Source organism: Zobellella sp. DQSA1, from assembly GCF_041950555.1.
Classification (GTDB): Bacteria; Pseudomonadota; Gammaproteobacteria; order Enterobacterales; family Aeromonadaceae; genus Oceanimonas.
Genome location: NZ_CP169531.1, coordinates 2,129,557 through 2,147,443, shown reverse-complemented (window position 1 = coordinate 2,147,443; position 17,887 = coordinate 2,129,557). Strand labels below are relative to the sequence as shown.

Genomic DNA, 17,887 nt, shown 5'->3' with positions numbered 1-17,887 from the left:
GAGGCGTTAAGGTGTGAAACGCCTCACGCCTCACGCCTCACGCCTCACGCCTCACGCCTCACGCCGACCAGTCTCACCAGTATAAAGAAAGCCGCCAGCACCGCCAGTACCGCGAAAATACCCATCAGCCATTGGGGCATGCTCCAGCCGAGCAGGGACCAGTCGACATCGGCACAGTCACCGGTGGGGTGGAACAGCGCCGGCAGCCAGCGGTCCAGGGGAGCCCAGGCCGGGAATTCGGCAAAACTGGAGCACTGGTTGAAGGGGGAGGGATTGAGCTGGTAGCCCACGTGTTCCTCGGCCAGTCTGAATCCCTGGTAGGAGGCCGCCAGCCAACCCAGCAGGGCGAGGTTGCTGAACAGGCCGTGTCGGGGCATCAGCCAGCCCACCAGGCCCGCGAAGATGACGCCGGTCAGGGCCGCTCTCTGGTAGACACACATGACGCAGGGGTGATAGCCCTTCACATACTGGAAAAACAGGGCGATCAGCAGCAGCGCAAGGCTGCCGGCAGTAAGCAGGGCCCAGGCAAAACGGGAGCGGGAAAAGGCGTACAACATCAGATCCTCATGAGGTCAAAGAATACAACGGCGATATCGGCCGGGTGGTTGCGCTTGTGAGAAACTGGTCTGCTCTGTTATTATCGTGGCCAATTTCGCCTGCCGTAACATATTTAACAGAGTGGTTGCATGGTCATCAAGGCACAAAGCCCAGCCAGTTTTGCAGAAGAATATATCATAGAGTCCATCTGGAACAGCCGATTTCCTCCGGGTTCCATCCTGCCCGCCGAACGGGAACTGTCGGAGTTGATCGGCGTAACCCGGACCACCCTGCGCGAGGTACTGCAGCGGCTGGCCCGTGATGGCTGGCTGACCATACAGCATGGCAAGCCGACCCGGGTGAACAATTTCTGGGAAACGTCGGGGCTGAACATTCTGGAGACCCTGGCCCGCCTGGACGAAGAAAAGGTGCCTGAGCTTATCGAGCAACTGCTGTCTGCCAGAACCCATATCAGCAGCATCTTTATCCGCGGCGCGGTGAAAAGCGCACCGGAGCGGGTGATCGGTGCCGCCGCCGGTCTGGCTCAGCTGGCCGACGAGGCCGATGCTTTCGCCGCCTTCGACTATGAGTTCCACCATCAGCTGGCTTTCGCCTCCGGCAACCCCATTTATGCGCTGATCCTCAATGGCTTCAGGGGCCTTTATTGCCGGGTGGGACGGTATTACTTTTCCCGTGCCGCCGCCCGGGCCCTGGCCGCCGATTATTACCGGGCCCTGGCCGGCCTGGCTACCGCCGGCAAGGTGAACGATGTGGCCGAAACGGTGCGTGAATATGGCAAGGCGTCGGGCAAGCTGTGGCACGATATGCGTGAGCATATGCCGGACAGTCTGGTGCATAAGTGATGAAACGCCTCCTGACGGAGGCGTTTTTTTAGATGGCGGAAGGGGATTTCTCCGGGCAACGGCCGACGATGGTGGCACCGTCGTCCGGTTCTTCCTGTTCGAGGATCACATCAAAGCCCCACAGACGGTGCACGTGCTTGAGGACCTCATGTCGTGACTCCGCCAACGGGATGCGATTGTGAGGCACATGGCGCAGGGTCAGGGAGCGGTCACCTTTCACTTCTACGTTGTAGACCTGCAGGTTGGGCTCCAGGTTGGACAGGTTGTACTGGTTCGACAGGGTCTGGCGCAACTGGCGGTAACCCAGCTCATCGTGAATGGCAGAAATTTCCAGGTAGTTGCGAGTGTCGTCGTCGGCTACCGCGAACAGATGAAAGTCGCGCATGACCTTGGGCGAGAGAAACTGGCTGATAAAGCTTTCATCCTTGAAGTTCTCCATGGCGAAGTGCAGGGTCTTGACCCAATCCGATCCGGCGATATCCGGGAACCAGGCCCTGTCTTCTTCCGTCGGGTGTTCGCAGATACGGCGCAGATCCTGGAACATGGCAAAGCCCAGGGCATAGGGGTTGATGCCGGAATAGTAGCGGCTGTTGTAGGGCGGCTGGAAGATGACGTTGGTATGGCTGTGCAGCACTTCCAGCATAAAGCGGTCGCTCACCAGCCCTTCGTCATACATATGCTGGGTAATGGTGTAATGCCAGAAGGTGGCCCAGCCCTCGTTCATGACCTGGGTTTGTTTTTGCGGGTAGAAATACTGGCTGATCTTGCGCACGATACGTACGATTTCCCGTTGCCAGGGTTCGAGCAGGGGCGCGTGTTTCTCGATAAAGTACAGGATGTTTTCTTCCGGCTCGCGGGGATAGCGCAGTTTCTTGACCTGCTTGGCATCATCCATCCGGGGCAGGGTGCGCCACAACTCGTTGACCTGGGTTTGCAGGTAGGCTTCACGGGCCTTCTGCCGGCGCCGCTCCTCCGCCAGTGACAGCTTTTGCGGCCGTTTGTACCTGTCTACCCCGTAGTTCATCAGGGCGTGGCAACTGTCGAGGATGGCTTCGACCTCGGCGACCCCGTATTTTTCTTCGCATTCGTTGATATAGTTTTTGGCGAACAGCAGGTAGTCGATAATCGATTCGGCATCGGTCCAGGTCTTGAACAGGTAGTTGTTCTTGAAAAAGGAATTGTGACCATAACAGGCGTGAGCGATCACCAGTGCCTGCATCGGCATGGTGTTTTCTTCCATCAGGTAGGCGATGCAGGGATCGGAATTGATCACGATTTCGTAGGCCAGGCCCATCTGGCCGCGTTTGTAGGTCTGCTCGGTCTGGATGAATTTCTTGCCATAAGACCAGTGGTGGTAACCGATCGGCATGCCGATACTGGAATAGGCATCCATCATCTGCTCGCCGGTGATGATCTCTATCTGGTTTGGATAGGTACTGAGCCCGTAGCCGGCGGCGATACGGGCAATCTCCTGGTGGTAGGCTTCGAGCAGTTCAAAGGTCCAGTCGGGACCGTCGCTGAGTGGCCGGGTTTTCGCGATTGCTTCTGCCATAGTCACCTCATGCCGCTTGTTTCTTGAACAGTTCCCGGAACACGGGATAGATGTCTTCCACCGAACGGATGTGTTCCATCGCGAAGTTGGAAAAACTGCGCGCTATGGTCTCGTACTCGTGCCACAGCGTCTGGTGGGCCCGGTTGGTGATTTCGATGTAGGCATAGTAACGCACCAGCGGCATGATATCGTTGTGCAGCAGTTGCCGGCACAGGGGGGAGTCATCGGCCCAGTTGTCGCCGTCGGAAGCCTGTGCCGCGTAAATATTCCACTGATCGGCCGGGTAGCGTTCCAGCATCACCTCTTTCATCAGCTGCAATGCGCTGGAGACGATGGTGCCCCCGGTTTCCTGGGAGTAGAAAAACTCCTGTTCGTCCACCTCCTTGGCCTGAGTATGGTGGCGGATAAAGACCACGTCCACATTCTTGTAGGTCCGGGTCAGGAACAGGTAGAGCAGCAGATAGAAGCGCTTGGCCATGTCCTTGGTGGCCTGATCCATGGAGCCGGACACGTCCATCAGGCAAAACATCACCGCCTGGGTAGAAGGAATGGGGCGTTTGACAAAGTTATTGAAGCGGAGATCGAAGGTATCAATAAAGGGGACCGCCGCGATACGGCGTTTGAGGTCGAGAATTTCCTCTTCGATATCCTGGATCCGGGCATAGTTTTCCGCCGGTCGCTTGCCGAGTTCGGCCAGTTCCAGCTCCAGCTCGGCCACGCTTTTCTTCTTGCCGGCCTGCAGCGCGGTACGCCGGGCCAGGGACTGGCGCAGGGAGCGCACTATATTGATGTTGGCCGGCACCCCGTCCGAGGTATAGCCGGCTCGGAAGGTTTTCATTTCGCTGATCTTGTTGAGCTTGTTTTTCTCCAGGTTGGGCAGCTCCAGACCGTCGAACAGCAGATCCAGGTATTCGTCCTTGGAAATCTCGAACACGAAATCGTCTTCGCCTTCGCCCTGATTGCTGGCTTCACCCTGACCACCGCCCTTGCCGCCGCCGCCCAGGGGGCGTTCGACCCGGTCGCCGGTGATAAATTGATCGTTACCCGGATGAACCTGCTCTCGTTTACCGCCCTTGCCCTGATGAAAAAAGGGCTCGGAGATATCGCGGGTGGGAATGGAGACACTCTCGCCCTTGTCGATATCCTGAATACTGCGTTTCAGTACCGCGTCCGACACCGCTTTTTTGAGTTGTTGTTTGTAGCGGCGGATGAAGCGCTGTCGGTTGACAGCGCTTTTGTTGCGGCCATTTAGTCGTCTATCGATAAAATGCGCCATAGTTTCCCCCAGCATCCTTCTATCAGGTTGATTTACGTACCCGCAGATACCACTCCGACAGCAGCCGGACCTGTTTGCGGGTATAACCTTTCTCCATCATGCGAGCGACAAAGTCGTCGTGTTTTTTCTGCTCGTCGGCACTGGTCTTGGCGTTGAAGGAAATGACCGGCAGCAGCTCTTCGGTATTGGAGAACATTTTCTTTTCGATAACGGTCCTGAGCTTCTCGTAGCTGGTCCAGTTAGGATTCTTGCCGGCATTGTTCGCCCGAGCCCGCAAAACGAAGTTGACTATCTCGTTACGGAAGTCCTTGGGATTGCTGATCCCGGCCGGTTTCTCGATTTTTTCCAGCTCGGCATTGAGGGCGGAACGGTCGAACAGCTGTCCGGTTTCCGGATCCCGGTATTCCTGATCCTGGATCCAGAAGTCCGCATAGGTGACGTAGCGATCGAAAATGTTCTGACCATACTCGGAGTAGGACTCGAGGTAGGCGGTCTGGATTTCCTTGCCGATAAACTCCACATATTTGGGGATCAGATAGCCCTTGATGAACTCCAGGTAACGGTCGTGCACATCCTGCGGGAACTGCTCCCGCTCGATTTGTTGTTCGAGCACATAGAACAGGTGTACCGGGTTGGCCGCGACCTCGGCATGGTCGAAGTTGAACACCCGGGACAGGATCTTGAAGGCGAACCGGGTAGAAAGCCCGGTCATGCCCTCATCGACTCCTGCATAGTCCCGGTATTCCTGATAGGACTTGGCTTTGGGATCCGTGTCTTTCAGGCTTTCGCCGTCGTAGACCCGCATTTTGGAGTAGAGGCTGGAGTTTTCCGGCTCTTTCAGGCGCGACAATACGGTGAACTGCCCCAGGGTTTCCAGGGTGCCGGGTGCGCACTTGGCCTGGGACAACTCGCTGTTGGTCAGCAGCTTCTGATAGATCTCCACCTCTTCGGTGACGCGCAGGCAGTAAGGCACCTTGACGATGTACACCCGATCGAGGAAGGCTTCGTTATTCTTGTTGTGCTTGAAGTGTTGCCACTCCGATTCATTGGAGTGTGCCAGGATGATGCCTTCGAAGGGGAGGGCGGAAAGTCCTTCGGTGCCGTTGTAGTTCCCTTCCTGGGTGGCGGTGAGCAAGGGGTGCAGCACCTTGATCGGTGCCTTGAACATTTCGACGAATTCCATCATGCCCTGGTTCGCTTTGCACAGGGCACCGGAGTAGGAGTAGGCATCGGCATCATCCTGGGCATAATGTTCAAGCTTGCGGATGTCGACCTTGCCGACCAGGGAGGAAATATCCTGGTTGTTGTCATCACCGGGCTCGGTTTTGGCGACAGCTATCTGGTCGAGCACCGAGGGGTAGACCTTTTCAACCCGGAAGCGGGTGATGTCTCCCCCGTATTCATGCAGCCGTTTCACAGCCCAGGGAGACATGATGGGTCTCAGATACCGGCGCGGGATACCGTATTCCTGCTCGAGGACGGGGCCGTCCTCATTCATGTCGAACAGGCTGAAAGGGTGATCATTGACCGGTGAGCCCTTGAGCCGGTAAATAGGCACTTTCTGCATCAACGATTTCAGGCATTCGGCCAGGGAGGACTTACCGCCGCCGACGGGGCCGAGGAGGTACAGGATCTGTTTCTTTTCTTCCAGGCCCTGGGCCGCATGTTTCAGGTAGGAGACAATCTGTTCGATGCTGTCTTCCATACCGTAAAATTCGGCGAAGGCCGGGTAGCGGGCGATGACCCGGTTGGAAAAAAGCCGGCTGAACCTCGGCACCTGGGCGGTGTCGATCATTTCCGGCTCTCCGATGGCCATCAGCAGACGCTCGGAAGCGGATGCATAGCAAGCCTTGTCTTCCCGGCACATGTCCAGGAACTCCTGCAGGCCGAACTCTTCTTCCTTGGCTTTCTCATAGCGCGTTTGGTAGTGCTCGAAGATTCCCATAGTTCTTTCCCCCATAAAATCCCGGCTCCGTACATCTTTGATTACAAGAAAGAGCCTTGCGCACACATCTTTCAATCCTTTATTGAAATGTTAGACAGGATTTCAGCATTGCGCTTGTGTAACGCTCAGAAAAATCGAAGATTTTGCGGAACAGCTCCCATTCGAGAATTTTCCATATGAGTCTTTTTTTTGAAGGGGGAGAGGGGTCTGAACGGGCGCGCGCCCCGCTCGCGGCAGAACAGCAGTAAACACATCGATGATTACGTTTACGTAAGTGAAATGATGGTGCTCGTTTGCTGTTCAGTTACACATTTTGTGATTTTTTTACGTTGACTTCACAATTGCGCCCGGTTAGATTGGAGGGGCATCAAGGTCTAGCCGATTGCTCCAGCCTAAATTCAGCAACTTGTTAGGTATGATGCGTAGCTCTGTTTAAGCACGTTTCCGTTTGTTTGACCCTCGCTTGCGAGGGTTTTCTTTTTTTGTTATAAAACCACATCGCTTTGTTTACGTTTACGTAAATGTATTCTACAGGGCGAGATCATATTCAATTTTTTTGAGCTTGTTGTGCGTTTTTTTCCGATTTCTTTGCTCATTTCATTATCTTAGAGTGTCATCACTAACCGAATGTAGCAGCGAGAGATGACAATAAGATGTTGTTAATGCTGCTTGATGATATTGAAACCGGAGTGAACCATGGGCAAGACACTGATCCTGAAATCCAGCATCCTGGGTGAATATTCGCAGTCAGCAAAACTGATTGATTACATGATTGAGCGGACAGGTGCCGAGGAGGTACAGATCCGTGATCTGGCCGCCGAGCCGTTACCGATGCTGGATGGTGCCGGCGCCATGGCCCTGCGGGGGGGCGATCAGCTCAGCGAAGAGCAGCAGGCCCTGCTGGCACTGTCCGACAGCCTGGTGGAAGAGCTCAAGGCCGCCGATACCCTGATTATCGCAGCCCCCATGTACAACTTTCATATTCCGGTACAACTCAAGGCCTGGATTGACCTGGTTTGCCGTGCCGGCGTGACTTTCCGTTACACCGAGCAGGGGCCGCAAGGGCTGGTCACCGGCAAGAAAGCGGTGGTGGTGACGACCCGTGGCGGCATGCACAAGGACAGCCCGACCGATTTGATTACTCCCTACCTGCAGACCGTATTGGGCTTCATCGGACTCAGCGAGGTGGAGTTCGTGTATGCGGAAGCCCTGAACATGGGTGAGGAAGCTCAGCAGGCGGGGCTGGATCAGGCCCGGCAGAGTCTGGAAGCCCTGGTTGTCTGAATAAATTTTATGCCAACATACAAAAAGCGGGCTGCCAATGGCAGCCCGCTTTTTGTTAGCCGAACAGCTGCCGGATACTCTGTTCGAGGATGCCGATGGTCTGGTCGATATGATGCTTTTCAATGATCAGGGGGGGGGACATGGCGATGGCATCTCCCAGCGAGCGCAGCATCATGCCTTGCTCCCAGGCCGCGGTCTGGACCTGCGCCCCGCTGGCGCCCGGCTTGCCTGCCAGCGGTTCGAACTCGACCGCGGCTATCAATGCGTAGTTGCGGATATCGATGACCCCGGGCAGGCCCTTCAGACTGTGCAGGCCCTGCTCAAAATAGCTGGCGATATCCCCCCCGTCGGCACCGCGGTGGAACAGGCCACCCTGCTCATACACGTCCAGGGTGGCCATGGCGGCGGCACAGGCCAGCGGGTGAGCCGAATAGGTATAGCCATGGAAAAACTCCACTCCCGGGCCGGCATCGTCCACCACCGCTTCATAAATATGGTCACCGGCGAACACGGCTCCCATGGGGGCGGCGCCGTTGGTCAGCCCCTTGGCGGTGGTCATGATATCGGGCAGCACATCGAAGGTTTGGCTGGCAAAGGGCTCGCCGGTGCGGCCAAAACCGCAGATCACCTCGTCGAAGATCAGCAGGATGCCATTCTGATCGCAAATTTCCCGTATGCGCTTGAGATAACCCACCGGCGGTGGGAGCACCCCGCCGGCCCCGGTGATGGGTTCGATGATGACGGCGGCAATGCGGCTGGCATCATGCAGCCTGATCAGTCGTTCCAGTTCGTTGGCTTTCTCCACCCCACCATGCAGCGGCAAGCCAGGGGTGAAGGCGTTCAACGCAAGATCCTGGGTGTGGGACAGGTGATCCACCGGCAGCCACTGGCCGAAGGCCTTGTAGTTGTTGGTGATTCCACCTACCGAGATACCGCCGAAGTTGACCCCGTGATAGCCCCGCTCCCGGCCGATAAACAGTTGCCTGCCGGCCTGGCCGCGCGCATGGTGATAGGCCAGCGCCATCTTGAGCGCGGTTTCCACCGACTCGGAGCCCGAGTTGGTATAAAACACCTTGTTCAGGTTGCCGGGAGCCAGTCGGGCCAGGCGCTCCGACAACTCGAAGGACAGGGGATGACCGAAACCGAAACAGGGGGCGTAGTCCAGGGTCCTGGCCTGCCGGGCGATGGCTTCGGCGATGTGGGGGTGGCCGTGGCCGGCATTGCAGCACCACAGCCCGGCGGTCATATCCAGCACCTGGCGCTGATCGTCCGTGGTCCAGTACATGCCCTTGGCGCCGGTGAGCATGCGCGGCTGTGCCCGATACCCCTTGTTCGGTGTAAAGGGCATCCAGTGGGCGGCCAAACTATGATGATTCATGGGTCTCTCCGTTAATCGAATGGTTTGCGGGTCAGCAACATACCGTAGCGGGAGACAGTGTCGTCAAAGTGTTAAGGTTTAAAAATCACGCCGTTTCAATGTTCAGTTTGACCGGGCTGGACATAACAGGGGGGGAGTGACGGGCATAAAAAAACCTGCCGGAGCAGGTTCAGTATTTGGTGCGTTCTAGTGGATTCGAACCACCGACCCCTACCATGTCAAGGTAGTGCTCTAACCAACTGAGCTAAGAACGCGAATCTTTGGCAAACTGGTGCGTCCTAGTGGACTCGAACCACCGACCCCTACCATGTCAAGGTAGTGCTCTAACCAACTGAGCTAAGGACGCAGATATTCAGTCTGAAGCTTTTCCTGCGGAAAAATGGTGCGTTCTAGTGGATTCGAACCACCGACCCCCACCATGTCAAGGTGGTGCTCTAACCAACTGAGCTAAGAACGCAGGCTGCCTTCAGGCGCTGCGTATACTAGCCAAGCGCGCGGGCAGGGGCAAGCGTTTTTTCTTATCGAACAAGTGGATGAAGAACTATTGTTCAAGTCGGCGAAATATCGCACCGGGCCAGGAAGCGTTGCCACAGCCGGGCATGTTCCAGGGTCCGCTCCCGGTAACGGGTATAGACCCGGCTGTCGAGCCCCTGCGCGAAGTAATGCCGATAGGAGGCCAGCGCATCCCGCTGGGAGGGCGGTGGGGTCAGGGTGTGTTCGAGCAAGGGGGCCAGTTGCACAAACTGTCGATCGATCTGCCCCAGGTAAGCCTGAATGTCTCTGATATAGTAGTGCTGCATGGCATTACGCAGCCGTTCGGCACGGGAGCGGCCGGTGGGGCCGCAGTCGAACTGCTCCAGGTGTTGCAGGAAAGCCAGGCTCTCTTCAAGGTAGTGGGCAGCGCTGTGCAGCGAATAGAACAATTGCCCCAGGTAGTCGTTATCGTACAGTCCACTCAGGGCCTGATTCAGTTCGCGGGCGTGGAGCGGGTCGGGATCGGCCTGTCCCTGGGCCAGGCGAAGCAGACGTTCAAACAGGCTGAACGCCGTTACCGTTTCCTGGTAACCGCCCTGCTGGGCAAAGTGCAGGGGACGGAACCGGGGCATCAGCGCGGCGCGGATCTCCGGCTCGGCCACCATCATGTTCCAGTGATAGCCGGGTAACAGCGGCGCTTTCTGGGTTTGGACCCGGGTCAACCAATCTCTCAGCGCCTGATCCTCGGCGGCAGAAAGGCATTCCTGAACGCCGAGCTGGAACTGCAGGTGATACAGCAAGACGGCGGCGGCACTCTGGCTCTTGCCCACCGGACTGTTGTGTTCGCCGACCAGGCCCAGCAGCCGGCACTCTCCCAGCTTGAGGGTATCCAGCAGGCCGGCGGTGACCCGTTGTTGCTGCTGCTGCAGTTCCCGCTGTGCTGGCAGGGGGGGCAAGGGGGGAGCCTTGGTCAGTACCGGCGGGGTGACCTCCAGGACATTGGCGACCCGGGCCAGGTATGTCTGGAAATGATGTTCCAGTTCATTTTGCGGGCTACAGGCTGTCAACCAGAGGCAGAGCAGCCCGACCGCGTTCTTCCACCCTTTCATAGATAATGCGCAACCGCCAGATCAACATGAATGCCGCTACCGATAAGCCTATCAGAAAACCGATCCAAAAGCCGTGCGGGCCCATGGCCGGTACCAGCCAGTCGGTCAGACCGAGCACCATGCCGATCGGCAGGCCACACAACCAGTAGGCCACCAGGGTAATATAGAAAATGACCTGGGTATCCTTGTAACCACGCAGGGCGGCGGCACCGATAACCTGGGCCGAATCGGATATCTGGTACAGGGCGGCCAGCAGCAACAGGCTGGCGGCGAGCTCCAGTACGGCATGATTGTCGGTATAAATTCCTCCGATCCAGTGCCGTCCCAGTATGGTGGCCAGCGCCGTGAATACGGCCAGGGCGCAGCCGAACATGATGCCGGCGATGCTGACCACCCTGGCTTGTTGCGCTCGGCCCTCGCCGAGGCTGTGTCCGACGCGGATGGTCAGGGCCATGCCCAGGCTCAGGGGCAGCATAAACACCATGCTGGAGAAGTTGATGGCAATCTGATGGCCCGCGACCACCTCGGAACCAAGTGGGGCCAGCAGCAGTGCGACCACGGTGAACAGGGTGACTTCACAGAAGATGGCCATGGCGATGGGAAATCCCAACCGGAAGATCCGGCCGATTTGGCGCCAGTCGGGAGGGGTGAGCCGGGTGAAAACAGTAAAGCGTTGCAACAGGGGCGAGCGACGGGTATAGAAGACCATCGCCACCAGCATGGCCCAGAATACCAGGGCGGAAGCATAGCCGCAGCCCACCCCGCCCAGGGCCGGCATCCCCAGCTTGCCGTAAATCAGGATATAGTTGGCCGGTATGTTGATCGCCAGCCCGATAAAGCCGATCACCATGGTGGGCAAGGTGTGGGACAAGCCTTCACTGAAATTGCGCAGGACCTGGTACAGGGCGTAGGCGGGCATGCCCCAGAGAATGCCGTGCAAATAACCGGTGGTTTTTTCCGCCAGAACCGGCTCGACGTCCATCCAGTGCAGGGCCAGCGGCGAATAATAAAGAACGAGCATGGCGGGCAGGGTCACCAACAGGGTCAGCCAGAAGCCCTGATGCACGGCACCGGCCACTTCGCCGTGGCGACGGGCACCATTGAGTTGCGATATGATGGGAGTCAACGCCATGACCACGCCCTGCACCAGCAGGATGATGGGCAGCCAGAAACTGGTGGCCACCGCCACCGCGGCCATATCGGTGGCGCTGACCTGGCCGGCCATGACGGTATCGACAAAACTCATGGTAGTCTGGGCTATCTGCGCCACCAGTATGGGACCGCAGAGCCGCAACAGATGCAGGGTTTCGGAAAAATAGGACTTCAGCGCCATCTTGTTGTTCTCACTCGGCAATAGTAGGGATAAATCACCGCCGAAACACGGATCTGGCGTCCGCTGGGTGGGGGAAAGCACATGGAACTTCGGCTGGTGTTGGCAATATAGCGTCGATCATGGGAATTTCCCAGTATATTCAACTGTCTTTTGAAATTGGATGAGAACTATGTTTACCGGAATTGTACAAGGCCAGGGGACTGTGCTTGAAATAACCGACAAAGCCGATTTTCGCACCCATGTCGTCCGGCTGCCGGAGGCGCTGTTGCCCGGGTTGGAGCCGGGGGCTTCCGTGGCCCACAACGGTTGCTGCCTCACCGTCACCCGGATCGATGGCGACAGGGTGAGTTTTGATCTGATGGCGGAAACCCTGAGGCTAACCAACCTGGGGCGGTTACGGGCGGGGGACAGAGTGAACCTGGAACGGGCGGCCCGCTTCGGCGACGAGATCGGCGGCCACGCCATGTCCGGTCATATCATGGCCCAGGGCGAACTGCTGGAGCGCGTGGAAAGCGACACCAATACCTGCCTCTGGTTCGCGCTGCCGGCCGGGCTGGCCAAATATGTCTTTACCAAAGGTTATATCGGTATCGACGGCATCAGCCTGACCCTGGGCGAAGTGAAAGCAGATCGCTTTGCCGTGCACTTGATCCCCGAGACCCTGGCGCGCACCAATTTGGGGGCTATCCTGCCCGGGTACGGGGTGAATATCGAGATCGACCCCCAAACCCAGGCTATCGTCGATACCGTGGAGCGGGTGCTGGCCGGCCGATAAATTATGCCAACATGCAATGCAGTCTGAATCCCATCGCCCGCTCAGAAATATTGCTCGTCATCGGCATCCACCATAACGTCAACCTCGTCCGTTTGTTCGTTACGGGTAACGGTGATATGAATGGAGTTACAGCAGGCCATGCAGTCTTCGTAGTAGTCCTGATCCCCTTCGGAGGCATCCACCATGATGCGGGTATGATGCCCGCAGTGGGGACATACGATATTCTGTTCGAAATAGTCACGCATCGGGATTGTCCTCGTTTCGGGTTGGCTTCAGGCCTCCGGCAGTCCCCGGCAGGAACGGCCCCCGTCCAGCGCGACTATCTGGCCGGTCAGATAGCCGGGGCCCTCGAGTAAAAAGGCGGCGGTTTCGGCAATTTCCCGGGGCTGGCCCAGCCGTCCCATCGGAATGGACTTCAGCACCCGCTGCTTTTGCGCTTCGTTCAGCTCATGCTCCGGCCAGATGATGGCGCCGGGTGCGATACCGTTGACGCGGATGCCGGGGGCCAGCTCCGCGGCCAGGCCGCGGGTCAGGGTAGCCAGGGCGTTTTTTGCCATGCTGTAGAGCAAATGGTGTTTCAGGCCTTTTTCTGCATGGATGTCGACCATGTTCACGATGGCGCCCCCGCTGTCTTGCAGCGCCGGCGCCAGGGCCTGAGTCAGAAAATAGGGTGCGGCTGCATTGGTTGCCGCCAGTTCCTGCCATTGCGCCGGCGTCGCCTCACCGAAGGGAGTGGGGTAGAAGGCGGATGCGTTGTTGATAAGCCCGTCCAGGCGGCCAAAACAATTCAGCACCTTGTCGGCCATTTCCTTGAGTTCATCGAGCCGGGTCAGATCCTGAGACACCAGCCGGACGCTGTCCGGCCGTTGGGCATTCAGTTCCCGGGCCAGGGCGGTGGCAGGGGATTCGCTGTGGTGGTAGTGCAAAACCAGCCGATAGCCCCGCTGATGAAGATAGCGGCTCATTTCGGCACCGATACGCTTGGCGGCACCGGTAATCAATACCACGGGGTGGGGCATAGCATCTCCTAACTGGCAATAACCCGATAAAGGCTTGTCTTGGTCTGAGCAATATAAGGCTCGCCAAAATGGCTCACATGATTGAGCAGGTGATAGAGGTTATAGAGCTCCCGTCGTTCGGTATAGCCTTCATCCAGCGGCCAGACGGCGTGGTAGCCCTGGTAAAAGGCCAGAGGAAACTGTCCGAACAGCTCGGTCATGGCGATATCCGTTTCCCGATCACCAAAATAACTGGCAGGATCGAACAACACCCCCATGTGCTCGGTGAACGCAAGATTGCCACGCCAGAGATCGCCGTGCAACAGGGAGGCACTGGGGTGATGGTTGGCCAGTCGCAGTTTGATGGCTCCGACAATTTCCTCGATATCACCGAAACGGATGCCTTTTTCTTCCAGCAGTTTCAGCTGCCAGCCGACTCGTTGTTCGGCAAAAAAGGTGGACCATTTTTTATGCCAGGCGTTGGGTTGTACGCTGGAGCCGAGAAAATTGTCTTCATCCCAACCGTACATGGGTTGGCCATGGCTGCGGTGCAGGTGGGCCAACTGACGACCGAGCATGTGCCAGTCTTGCTCGTCCGACTCGCCGAAAGGCAGATATTCCAGTACCAGGAAACTGCTGCCGACGGTGGTACCGCAGCAGATGGGCTTGGGGATCACCAGGGTCTGGGTGCGGAGCAGATGGTCCAGGCTGTTCCATTCGCAGCGGAACATATCTACCCGGGCACGGTCACTTAACTTAACGAAGTAGCTTTTATGGCCGTCGGAAATCCGGAATGCCTGGTTGATATCCCCCCCGGACAGTGGTTTTTTGTCGAGGATGGTGAAGTCGCTGCCGGTTGCTTCCGAGATCTGATTGGCGATCACTGGCCACATAATGCCTCCGCTTAGGCTTGGTTTGTCAACAGTATAGGCCATGCGCAAGCGTGCAAACCGCATCGGGATCAAAATTGGAGAGCCCATGATAGATAAGCTGAAAAAATGGTTTGAAAGTACTCGACCCGCGGAGCAGATCGAGTTGAGTGAAGAAGTGGCGGTGGCCGCCTTGCTGACCGAAGTCATGCTGGCCGACGGCTCGGACAGTGACGCGGAGCAGCTGCGGATGGAGCAGTTGCTGGCCCGCTTGTTCGGCCAGACCCAGGGAGAAGTGCACGACTGGCTGGAGCAGGGTAGGGTACAGCAGCAGGAGTCGGCTTCACTCTACGAATTCACCTCCCGTCTCAAGACCCTGCCGGCAGGGCAACGGGAAAACATCCTCCATGCCCTCTGGCTGATTGCTTTTACCGACGGGGTGCTGGATCCTTTGGAGGAAGCGGTGATCCGCCAGATTGCCGATCTGCTCTATATTCCCCACAGCCGCTTTATCCAGTTGAAGCACAAGGCCGAACGGCAGTGCCTATAATCGTTGGCCAGCCATGGCGGGAAGCGCTCAAGTTTGGTAGAGTCTGCTCTCCCTGACCTGTGCCGCCGGGTAGCACCATAAGGCGCGCCAGACTGGCAAGGTAAAGCCAGATGGTCGGGGCAGTCATGAATTTTTTCACTTTTCACACACTACATGTGCACTTTGGTAGGGTGCACCACTGTTAAGGACGCTTCATGCCGACAATTACGCTTCCCGATGGCAGCCAACGCCATTTTGAACATGCCGTTTCCGTACTGGATGTGGCCCAGGATATCGGGGCCGGCCTGGCCAAGGCCTGCATCGCCGGCCGGGTCAACGATGAACTGGTGGATGCCTGCGAGCTGATATCCCAGGATGCCGAACTGGCTATCATCACCGCCAAGGATCAGGATGGCCTGGACATCATCCGCCATTCCTGTGCCCACCTGCTGGGCCATGCGATCAAGCAGCTGTGGCCGCAAACCAGGATGGCCATCGGTCCGGTGATCGATAACGGCTTCTATTACGATGTGGATCTGGATCATACCCTGACCGAAGAAGACCTCGATAAGCTGGAAGCCCGCATGCTGGAGCTGGCCAAGACCGAGTACCCGGTGATCAAGAAAAAGGTTAGTTGGCAGGAAGCGCGGGACGTCTTCGCCCGGCGGCATGAGTCTTACAAGATTGAAATCCTGGATCAGAACGTCAGCCAGCATGACAAGCCGGGCCTCTATCACCACGAAGAGTACATCGACATGTGCCGGGGGCCGCACGTGCCCAACATGCGCTTCTGCCAGCATTTCAAGTTGCAGAAAGTGTCCGGCGCCTACTGGCGGGGTGATTCCAAGAACAAGATGCTGCAGCGTATCTACGGCACCGCCTGGGCCGACAAGAAAGCGCTCAAGGGCTACCTGACCCAGTTGGAGGAAGCCGCCAAGCGCGATCATCGCAAGATAGGCAAGCAGCTCGATCTCTACCATATGCAGGAAGAAGCGCCGGGCATGGTGTTCTGGCACCACGACGGCTGGACCGTCTTCCGTGAACTGGAACACTTCGTGCGCGACAAGCTGCGCGAATACCAGTACGAAGAGGTCAAGGGGCCCTTCATGATGGACAGGGTGCTGTGGGAAAAATCCGGCCACTGGGACAAATACGCCGAGAACATGTTTACCACCAGTTCCGAAAACCGTGAGTATGCCATCAAGCCGATGAACTGCCCGGGCCATGTGCAGATCTTCAACCAGGGCCTCAAGTCATACCGGGACCTGCCCCTGCGTATGGCGGAATTCGGTTGCTGCCATCGCAACGAGCCGAGCGGCGCCCTGCATGGCCTGATGCGGGTGCGTGGCTTTACTCAGGACGATGCCCACATTTTCTGTACCGAAGAACAAATACAGGCAGAAGTATCCGCCTGCATCCAGATGGTATATGACACTTACGGTACCTTTGGCTTCACCAACATCGCGGTCAAGTTGTCGACCCGGCCGGAAAAGCGCATCGGCAGCGACGAGATCTGGGACAAGGCGGAACTGGCCCTGGAAGAAGCGCTCAAGGCCAACGACATCGCCTATGAACTGCAGCCGGGGGAGGGTGCCTTCTACGGACCCAAGATCGAATTTACCCTGCACGACTGCCTGAACCGGGCCTGGCAATGCGGCACCGTTCAGCTCGACTTCGCGCTGCCGGGTCGTCTGGGGGCCAGTTACGTAGGCGAAGATAACGACCGCCACGTACCGGTGATGATTCACCGCGCCATCCTGGGTTCCATCGAGCGTTTCATCGGTATCCTGATCGAAGAGTACGCCGGTCTGTTTCCGACCTGGCTGGCTCCCACCCAGGTGGTGGTGCTCAATATTACCGACAATCAGGCCGATTACGCCCGCAATTTGGCTAACAGTTTGAATAATGTTGGCATTCGGGCCAAAGCGGACTTGAGAAATGAGAAGATAGGCTTTAAAATCCGCGAGCATACTCTGAAGCGGGTACCTTTCATGCTGGTTTGCGGCGATAAAGAAGTCGAAGCCGGCCAAGTAGCGGTTCGTACCCGGAAAGGACAGGATCTCGGCACCTTCAACGTAGAAGCGCTGACTCAGCTGATTCAGCAGGAGATCCGTACTCGCGGTAAGAAAACAGTGGAGGATAGGTTATAAAAGGCGCTAAAAAAGGGGGCAAACCAGCTCCTCGCAATCGACTGAATGAAGAAATCCGACTGAAAGAAGTCCGTCTGGTCGGCCTGGAAGGCGAAGCATTAGGTATTGTGTCCATTACCGAGGCACTCGAAGCCGCCTCCGGCGCAGGTGTAGACTTGGTGGAAATCAGTCCCAATGCCGAGCCGCCCGTTTGCCGTATTATGGATTACGGCAAGTTCCTCTACGAGAAGAGCAAGGCTACCAAGGAACAAAAGAAAAAGCAGAAACAAATCCAGGTCAAGGAAATCAAATTCCGGCCCGGTACCGATGAAGGCGACTATCAGGTAAAACTACGCAACCTGATTCGCTTTTTGGAAGAGGGCAACAAAGCCAAGGTCACGCTGCGGTTCCGCGGTCGTGAGATGGCGCACCAGGAGCTCGGTTTCGATTTGCTCAACCGCATCAAGGCGGATCTGGACGAATTGGCCGTGGTCGAGGCCTTTCCCAAGCTGGAAGGTCGTCAGGCCGTCATGGTGCTTGCCCCGAAGAAAAAACAGTAAGGCCCTGCAAGTAGTCGGGCTATGACTCGCCCGGCTCGCCTTGCTGTTTGTTGTTATTAACAATGCGGAGTTTTTATGCCGAAAATGAAATCGAACAAGGGCGCTGCCAAGCGCTTCAAGAAAACCGGCTCCGGTGGCTTCAAGCGCAAGCAATCCCACCTGCGTCACATCCTCACCAAGAAAAGCACCAAGCGTAAGCGTCAGCTGCGCGGTAAGTGTCTGGTGGCCGCGTCTGACGTCGCTCAGATCAAATCCATGCTGCCGACCGCTTAAGAG

Annotated in this window: 17 protein-coding genes and 3 tRNA genes; 7 read left to right on the top strand and 13 right to left on the bottom strand. The window is 57.2% G+C overall.

The window, feature by feature from the left end; all coding sequences use genetic code 11:
• Positions 1 to 44: 44 nt before the first annotated feature.
• Positions 45 to 557 carry a disulfide bond formation protein DsbB gene (dsbB, locus tag ACEVBK_RS10450; RefSeq protein WP_375054890.1) on the bottom strand — a complete coding sequence of 171 codons (513 nt, stop codon included), beginning with the start codon at positions 555 to 557 and terminating at the stop codon, positions 45 to 47.
• Positions 558 to 686: 129 nt separating this feature from the next.
• Here dsbB and fadR point away from each other — a divergent pair, with 129 nt between their 5' ends.
• Positions 687 to 1,400, top strand: coding sequence for a fatty acid metabolism transcriptional regulator FadR (fadR, locus tag ACEVBK_RS10445; protein WP_375054889.1), 714 nt, complete (start codon positions 687 to 689; stop codon positions 1,398 to 1,400).
• Positions 1,401 to 1,428: 28 nt separating this feature from the next.
• On the opposite strand, the gene ACEVBK_RS10440 is transcribed toward fadR, so the two are convergent.
• The 3 genes from ACEVBK_RS10440 to ACEVBK_RS10430 are packed head-to-tail and all read right to left on the bottom strand — an operon-like array spanning position 1,429 to position 6,173.
• Positions 1,429 to 2,952: a SpoVR family protein gene (locus ACEVBK_RS10440; protein WP_375054888.1), complete on the bottom strand. Its 1,524-nt coding sequence runs from the start codon at positions 2,950 to 2,952 to the stop codon at positions 1,429 to 1,431.
• Positions 2,953 to 2,959: 7 nt separating this feature from the next.
• Entirely contained in the window at positions 2,960 to 4,228 is a 1,269-nt protein-coding gene (locus ACEVBK_RS10435; protein WP_375054887.1) for a YeaH/YhbH family protein, read from the bottom strand.
• A gap of 22 nt (positions 4,229 to 4,250) precedes the next feature.
• Positions 4,251 to 6,173 (bottom strand): PrkA family serine protein kinase, encoded by a 1,923-nt coding sequence (locus ACEVBK_RS10430; RefSeq protein ID WP_375054886.1) that lies wholly within the window; start codon positions 6,171 to 6,173, stop codon positions 4,251 to 4,253.
• A gap of 696 nt (positions 6,174 to 6,869) precedes the next feature.
• On the opposite strand from ACEVBK_RS10430, the gene ACEVBK_RS10425 reads away from it, so the two are divergent.
• Entirely contained in the window at positions 6,870 to 7,457 is a 588-nt protein-coding gene (locus ACEVBK_RS10425) for an FMN-dependent NADH-azoreductase (protein WP_375054885.1), read from the top strand.
• A gap of 55 nt (positions 7,458 to 7,512) precedes the next feature.
• Here the strand turns inward: ACEVBK_RS10425 and ACEVBK_RS10420 are convergent, their stop codons facing one another.
• The 6 genes from ACEVBK_RS10420 to ACEVBK_RS10395 all read right to left on the bottom strand — a co-directional run bounded on the left by ACEVBK_RS10420 (position 7,513) and on the right by ACEVBK_RS10395 (position 11,745).
• The gene (locus tag ACEVBK_RS10420; RefSeq protein WP_375054884.1) at positions 7,513 to 8,835 is read right to left on the bottom strand and encodes an aspartate aminotransferase family protein; all 1,323 of its coding nucleotides are present in this window, start codon (positions 8,833 to 8,835) and stop codon (positions 7,513 to 7,515) included.
• Positions 8,836 to 9,012: 177 nt separating this feature from the next.
• Positions 9,013 to 9,089 (bottom strand) — tRNA-Val (locus ACEVBK_RS10415).
• A gap of 15 nt (positions 9,090 to 9,104) precedes the next feature.
• A tRNA-Val gene (locus ACEVBK_RS10410) sits at positions 9,105 to 9,181 on the bottom strand.
• A gap of 34 nt (positions 9,182 to 9,215) precedes the next feature.
• A tRNA-Val gene (locus tag ACEVBK_RS10405) sits at positions 9,216 to 9,292 on the bottom strand.
• A gap of 91 nt (positions 9,293 to 9,383) precedes the next feature.
• Positions 9,384 to 10,418, bottom strand: coding sequence for a DUF3080 family protein (locus ACEVBK_RS10400; RefSeq protein WP_375054883.1), 1,035 nt, complete (start codon positions 10,416 to 10,418; stop codon positions 9,384 to 9,386).
• Positions 10,363 to 11,745 (bottom strand): MATE family efflux transporter, encoded by a 1,383-nt coding sequence (locus tag ACEVBK_RS10395; protein ID WP_375058545.1) that lies wholly within the window; start codon positions 11,743 to 11,745, stop codon positions 10,363 to 10,365. The genes ACEVBK_RS10400 and ACEVBK_RS10395 overlap by 56 nt, the downstream gene beginning before the upstream one ends.
• A gap of 175 nt (positions 11,746 to 11,920) precedes the next feature.
• Between ACEVBK_RS10395 and ACEVBK_RS10390 the strand changes: the two genes are divergently transcribed.
• The gene (locus ACEVBK_RS10390; RefSeq protein WP_375054882.1) at positions 11,921 to 12,526 is read left to right on the top strand and encodes a riboflavin synthase subunit alpha; all 606 of its coding nucleotides are present in this window, start codon (positions 11,921 to 11,923) and stop codon (positions 12,524 to 12,526) included.
• 41 nt (positions 12,527 to 12,567) lie between these two features.
• On the opposite strand, the gene ACEVBK_RS10385 is transcribed toward ACEVBK_RS10390, so the two are convergent.
• Genes ACEVBK_RS10385 through ACEVBK_RS10375 form a run of 3 tightly spaced genes read right to left on the bottom strand, consistent with a single transcriptional unit; the run spans position 12,568 to position 14,417 of the window.
• Positions 12,568 to 12,771, bottom strand: a complete 204-nt coding sequence (locus tag ACEVBK_RS10385) for a CPXCG motif-containing cysteine-rich protein (RefSeq protein ID WP_375054881.1) — start codon at positions 12,769 to 12,771, stop codon at positions 12,568 to 12,570.
• A 27-nt stretch (positions 12,772 to 12,798) separates the two neighbouring features.
• Positions 12,799 to 13,545 (bottom strand): pteridine reductase, encoded by a 747-nt coding sequence (locus ACEVBK_RS10380; RefSeq protein WP_375054880.1) that lies wholly within the window; start codon positions 13,543 to 13,545, stop codon positions 12,799 to 12,801.
• 8 nt (positions 13,546 to 13,553) lie between these two features.
• Positions 13,554 to 14,417 (bottom strand): fructosamine kinase family protein, encoded by an 864-nt coding sequence (locus ACEVBK_RS10375; RefSeq protein ID WP_375054879.1) that lies wholly within the window; start codon positions 14,415 to 14,417, stop codon positions 13,554 to 13,556.
• An 85-nt stretch (positions 14,418 to 14,502) separates the two neighbouring features.
• Between ACEVBK_RS10375 and ACEVBK_RS10370 the strand changes: the two genes are divergently transcribed.
• The 4 genes from ACEVBK_RS10370 to rpmI all read left to right on the top strand — a co-directional run bounded on the left by ACEVBK_RS10370 (position 14,503) and on the right by rpmI (position 17,884).
• Positions 14,503 to 14,943 carry a TerB family tellurite resistance protein gene (locus ACEVBK_RS10370; RefSeq protein WP_375054878.1) on the top strand — a complete coding sequence of 147 codons (441 nt, stop codon included), beginning with the start codon at positions 14,503 to 14,505 and terminating at the stop codon, positions 14,941 to 14,943.
• Between the two features lie 194 nt (positions 14,944 to 15,137).
• Positions 15,138 to 17,072 carry a threonine--tRNA ligase gene (thrS, locus tag ACEVBK_RS10365; protein ID WP_375054877.1) on the top strand — a complete coding sequence of 645 codons (1,935 nt, stop codon included), beginning with the start codon at positions 15,138 to 15,140 and terminating at the stop codon, positions 17,070 to 17,072.
• Positions 17,069 to 17,611: a translation initiation factor IF-3 gene (gene infC / locus ACEVBK_RS10360; protein ID WP_375058544.1), complete on the top strand. Its 543-nt coding sequence runs from the start codon at positions 17,069 to 17,071 to the stop codon at positions 17,609 to 17,611. The genes thrS and infC overlap by 4 nt, the downstream gene beginning before the upstream one ends.
• Before the next feature lie 75 nt (positions 17,612 to 17,686).
• Entirely contained in the window at positions 17,687 to 17,884 is a 198-nt protein-coding gene (gene rpmI, locus ACEVBK_RS10355) for a 50S ribosomal protein L35 (RefSeq protein ID WP_014292509.1), read from the top strand.
• Positions 17,885 to 17,887 lie beyond the last annotated feature (3 nt).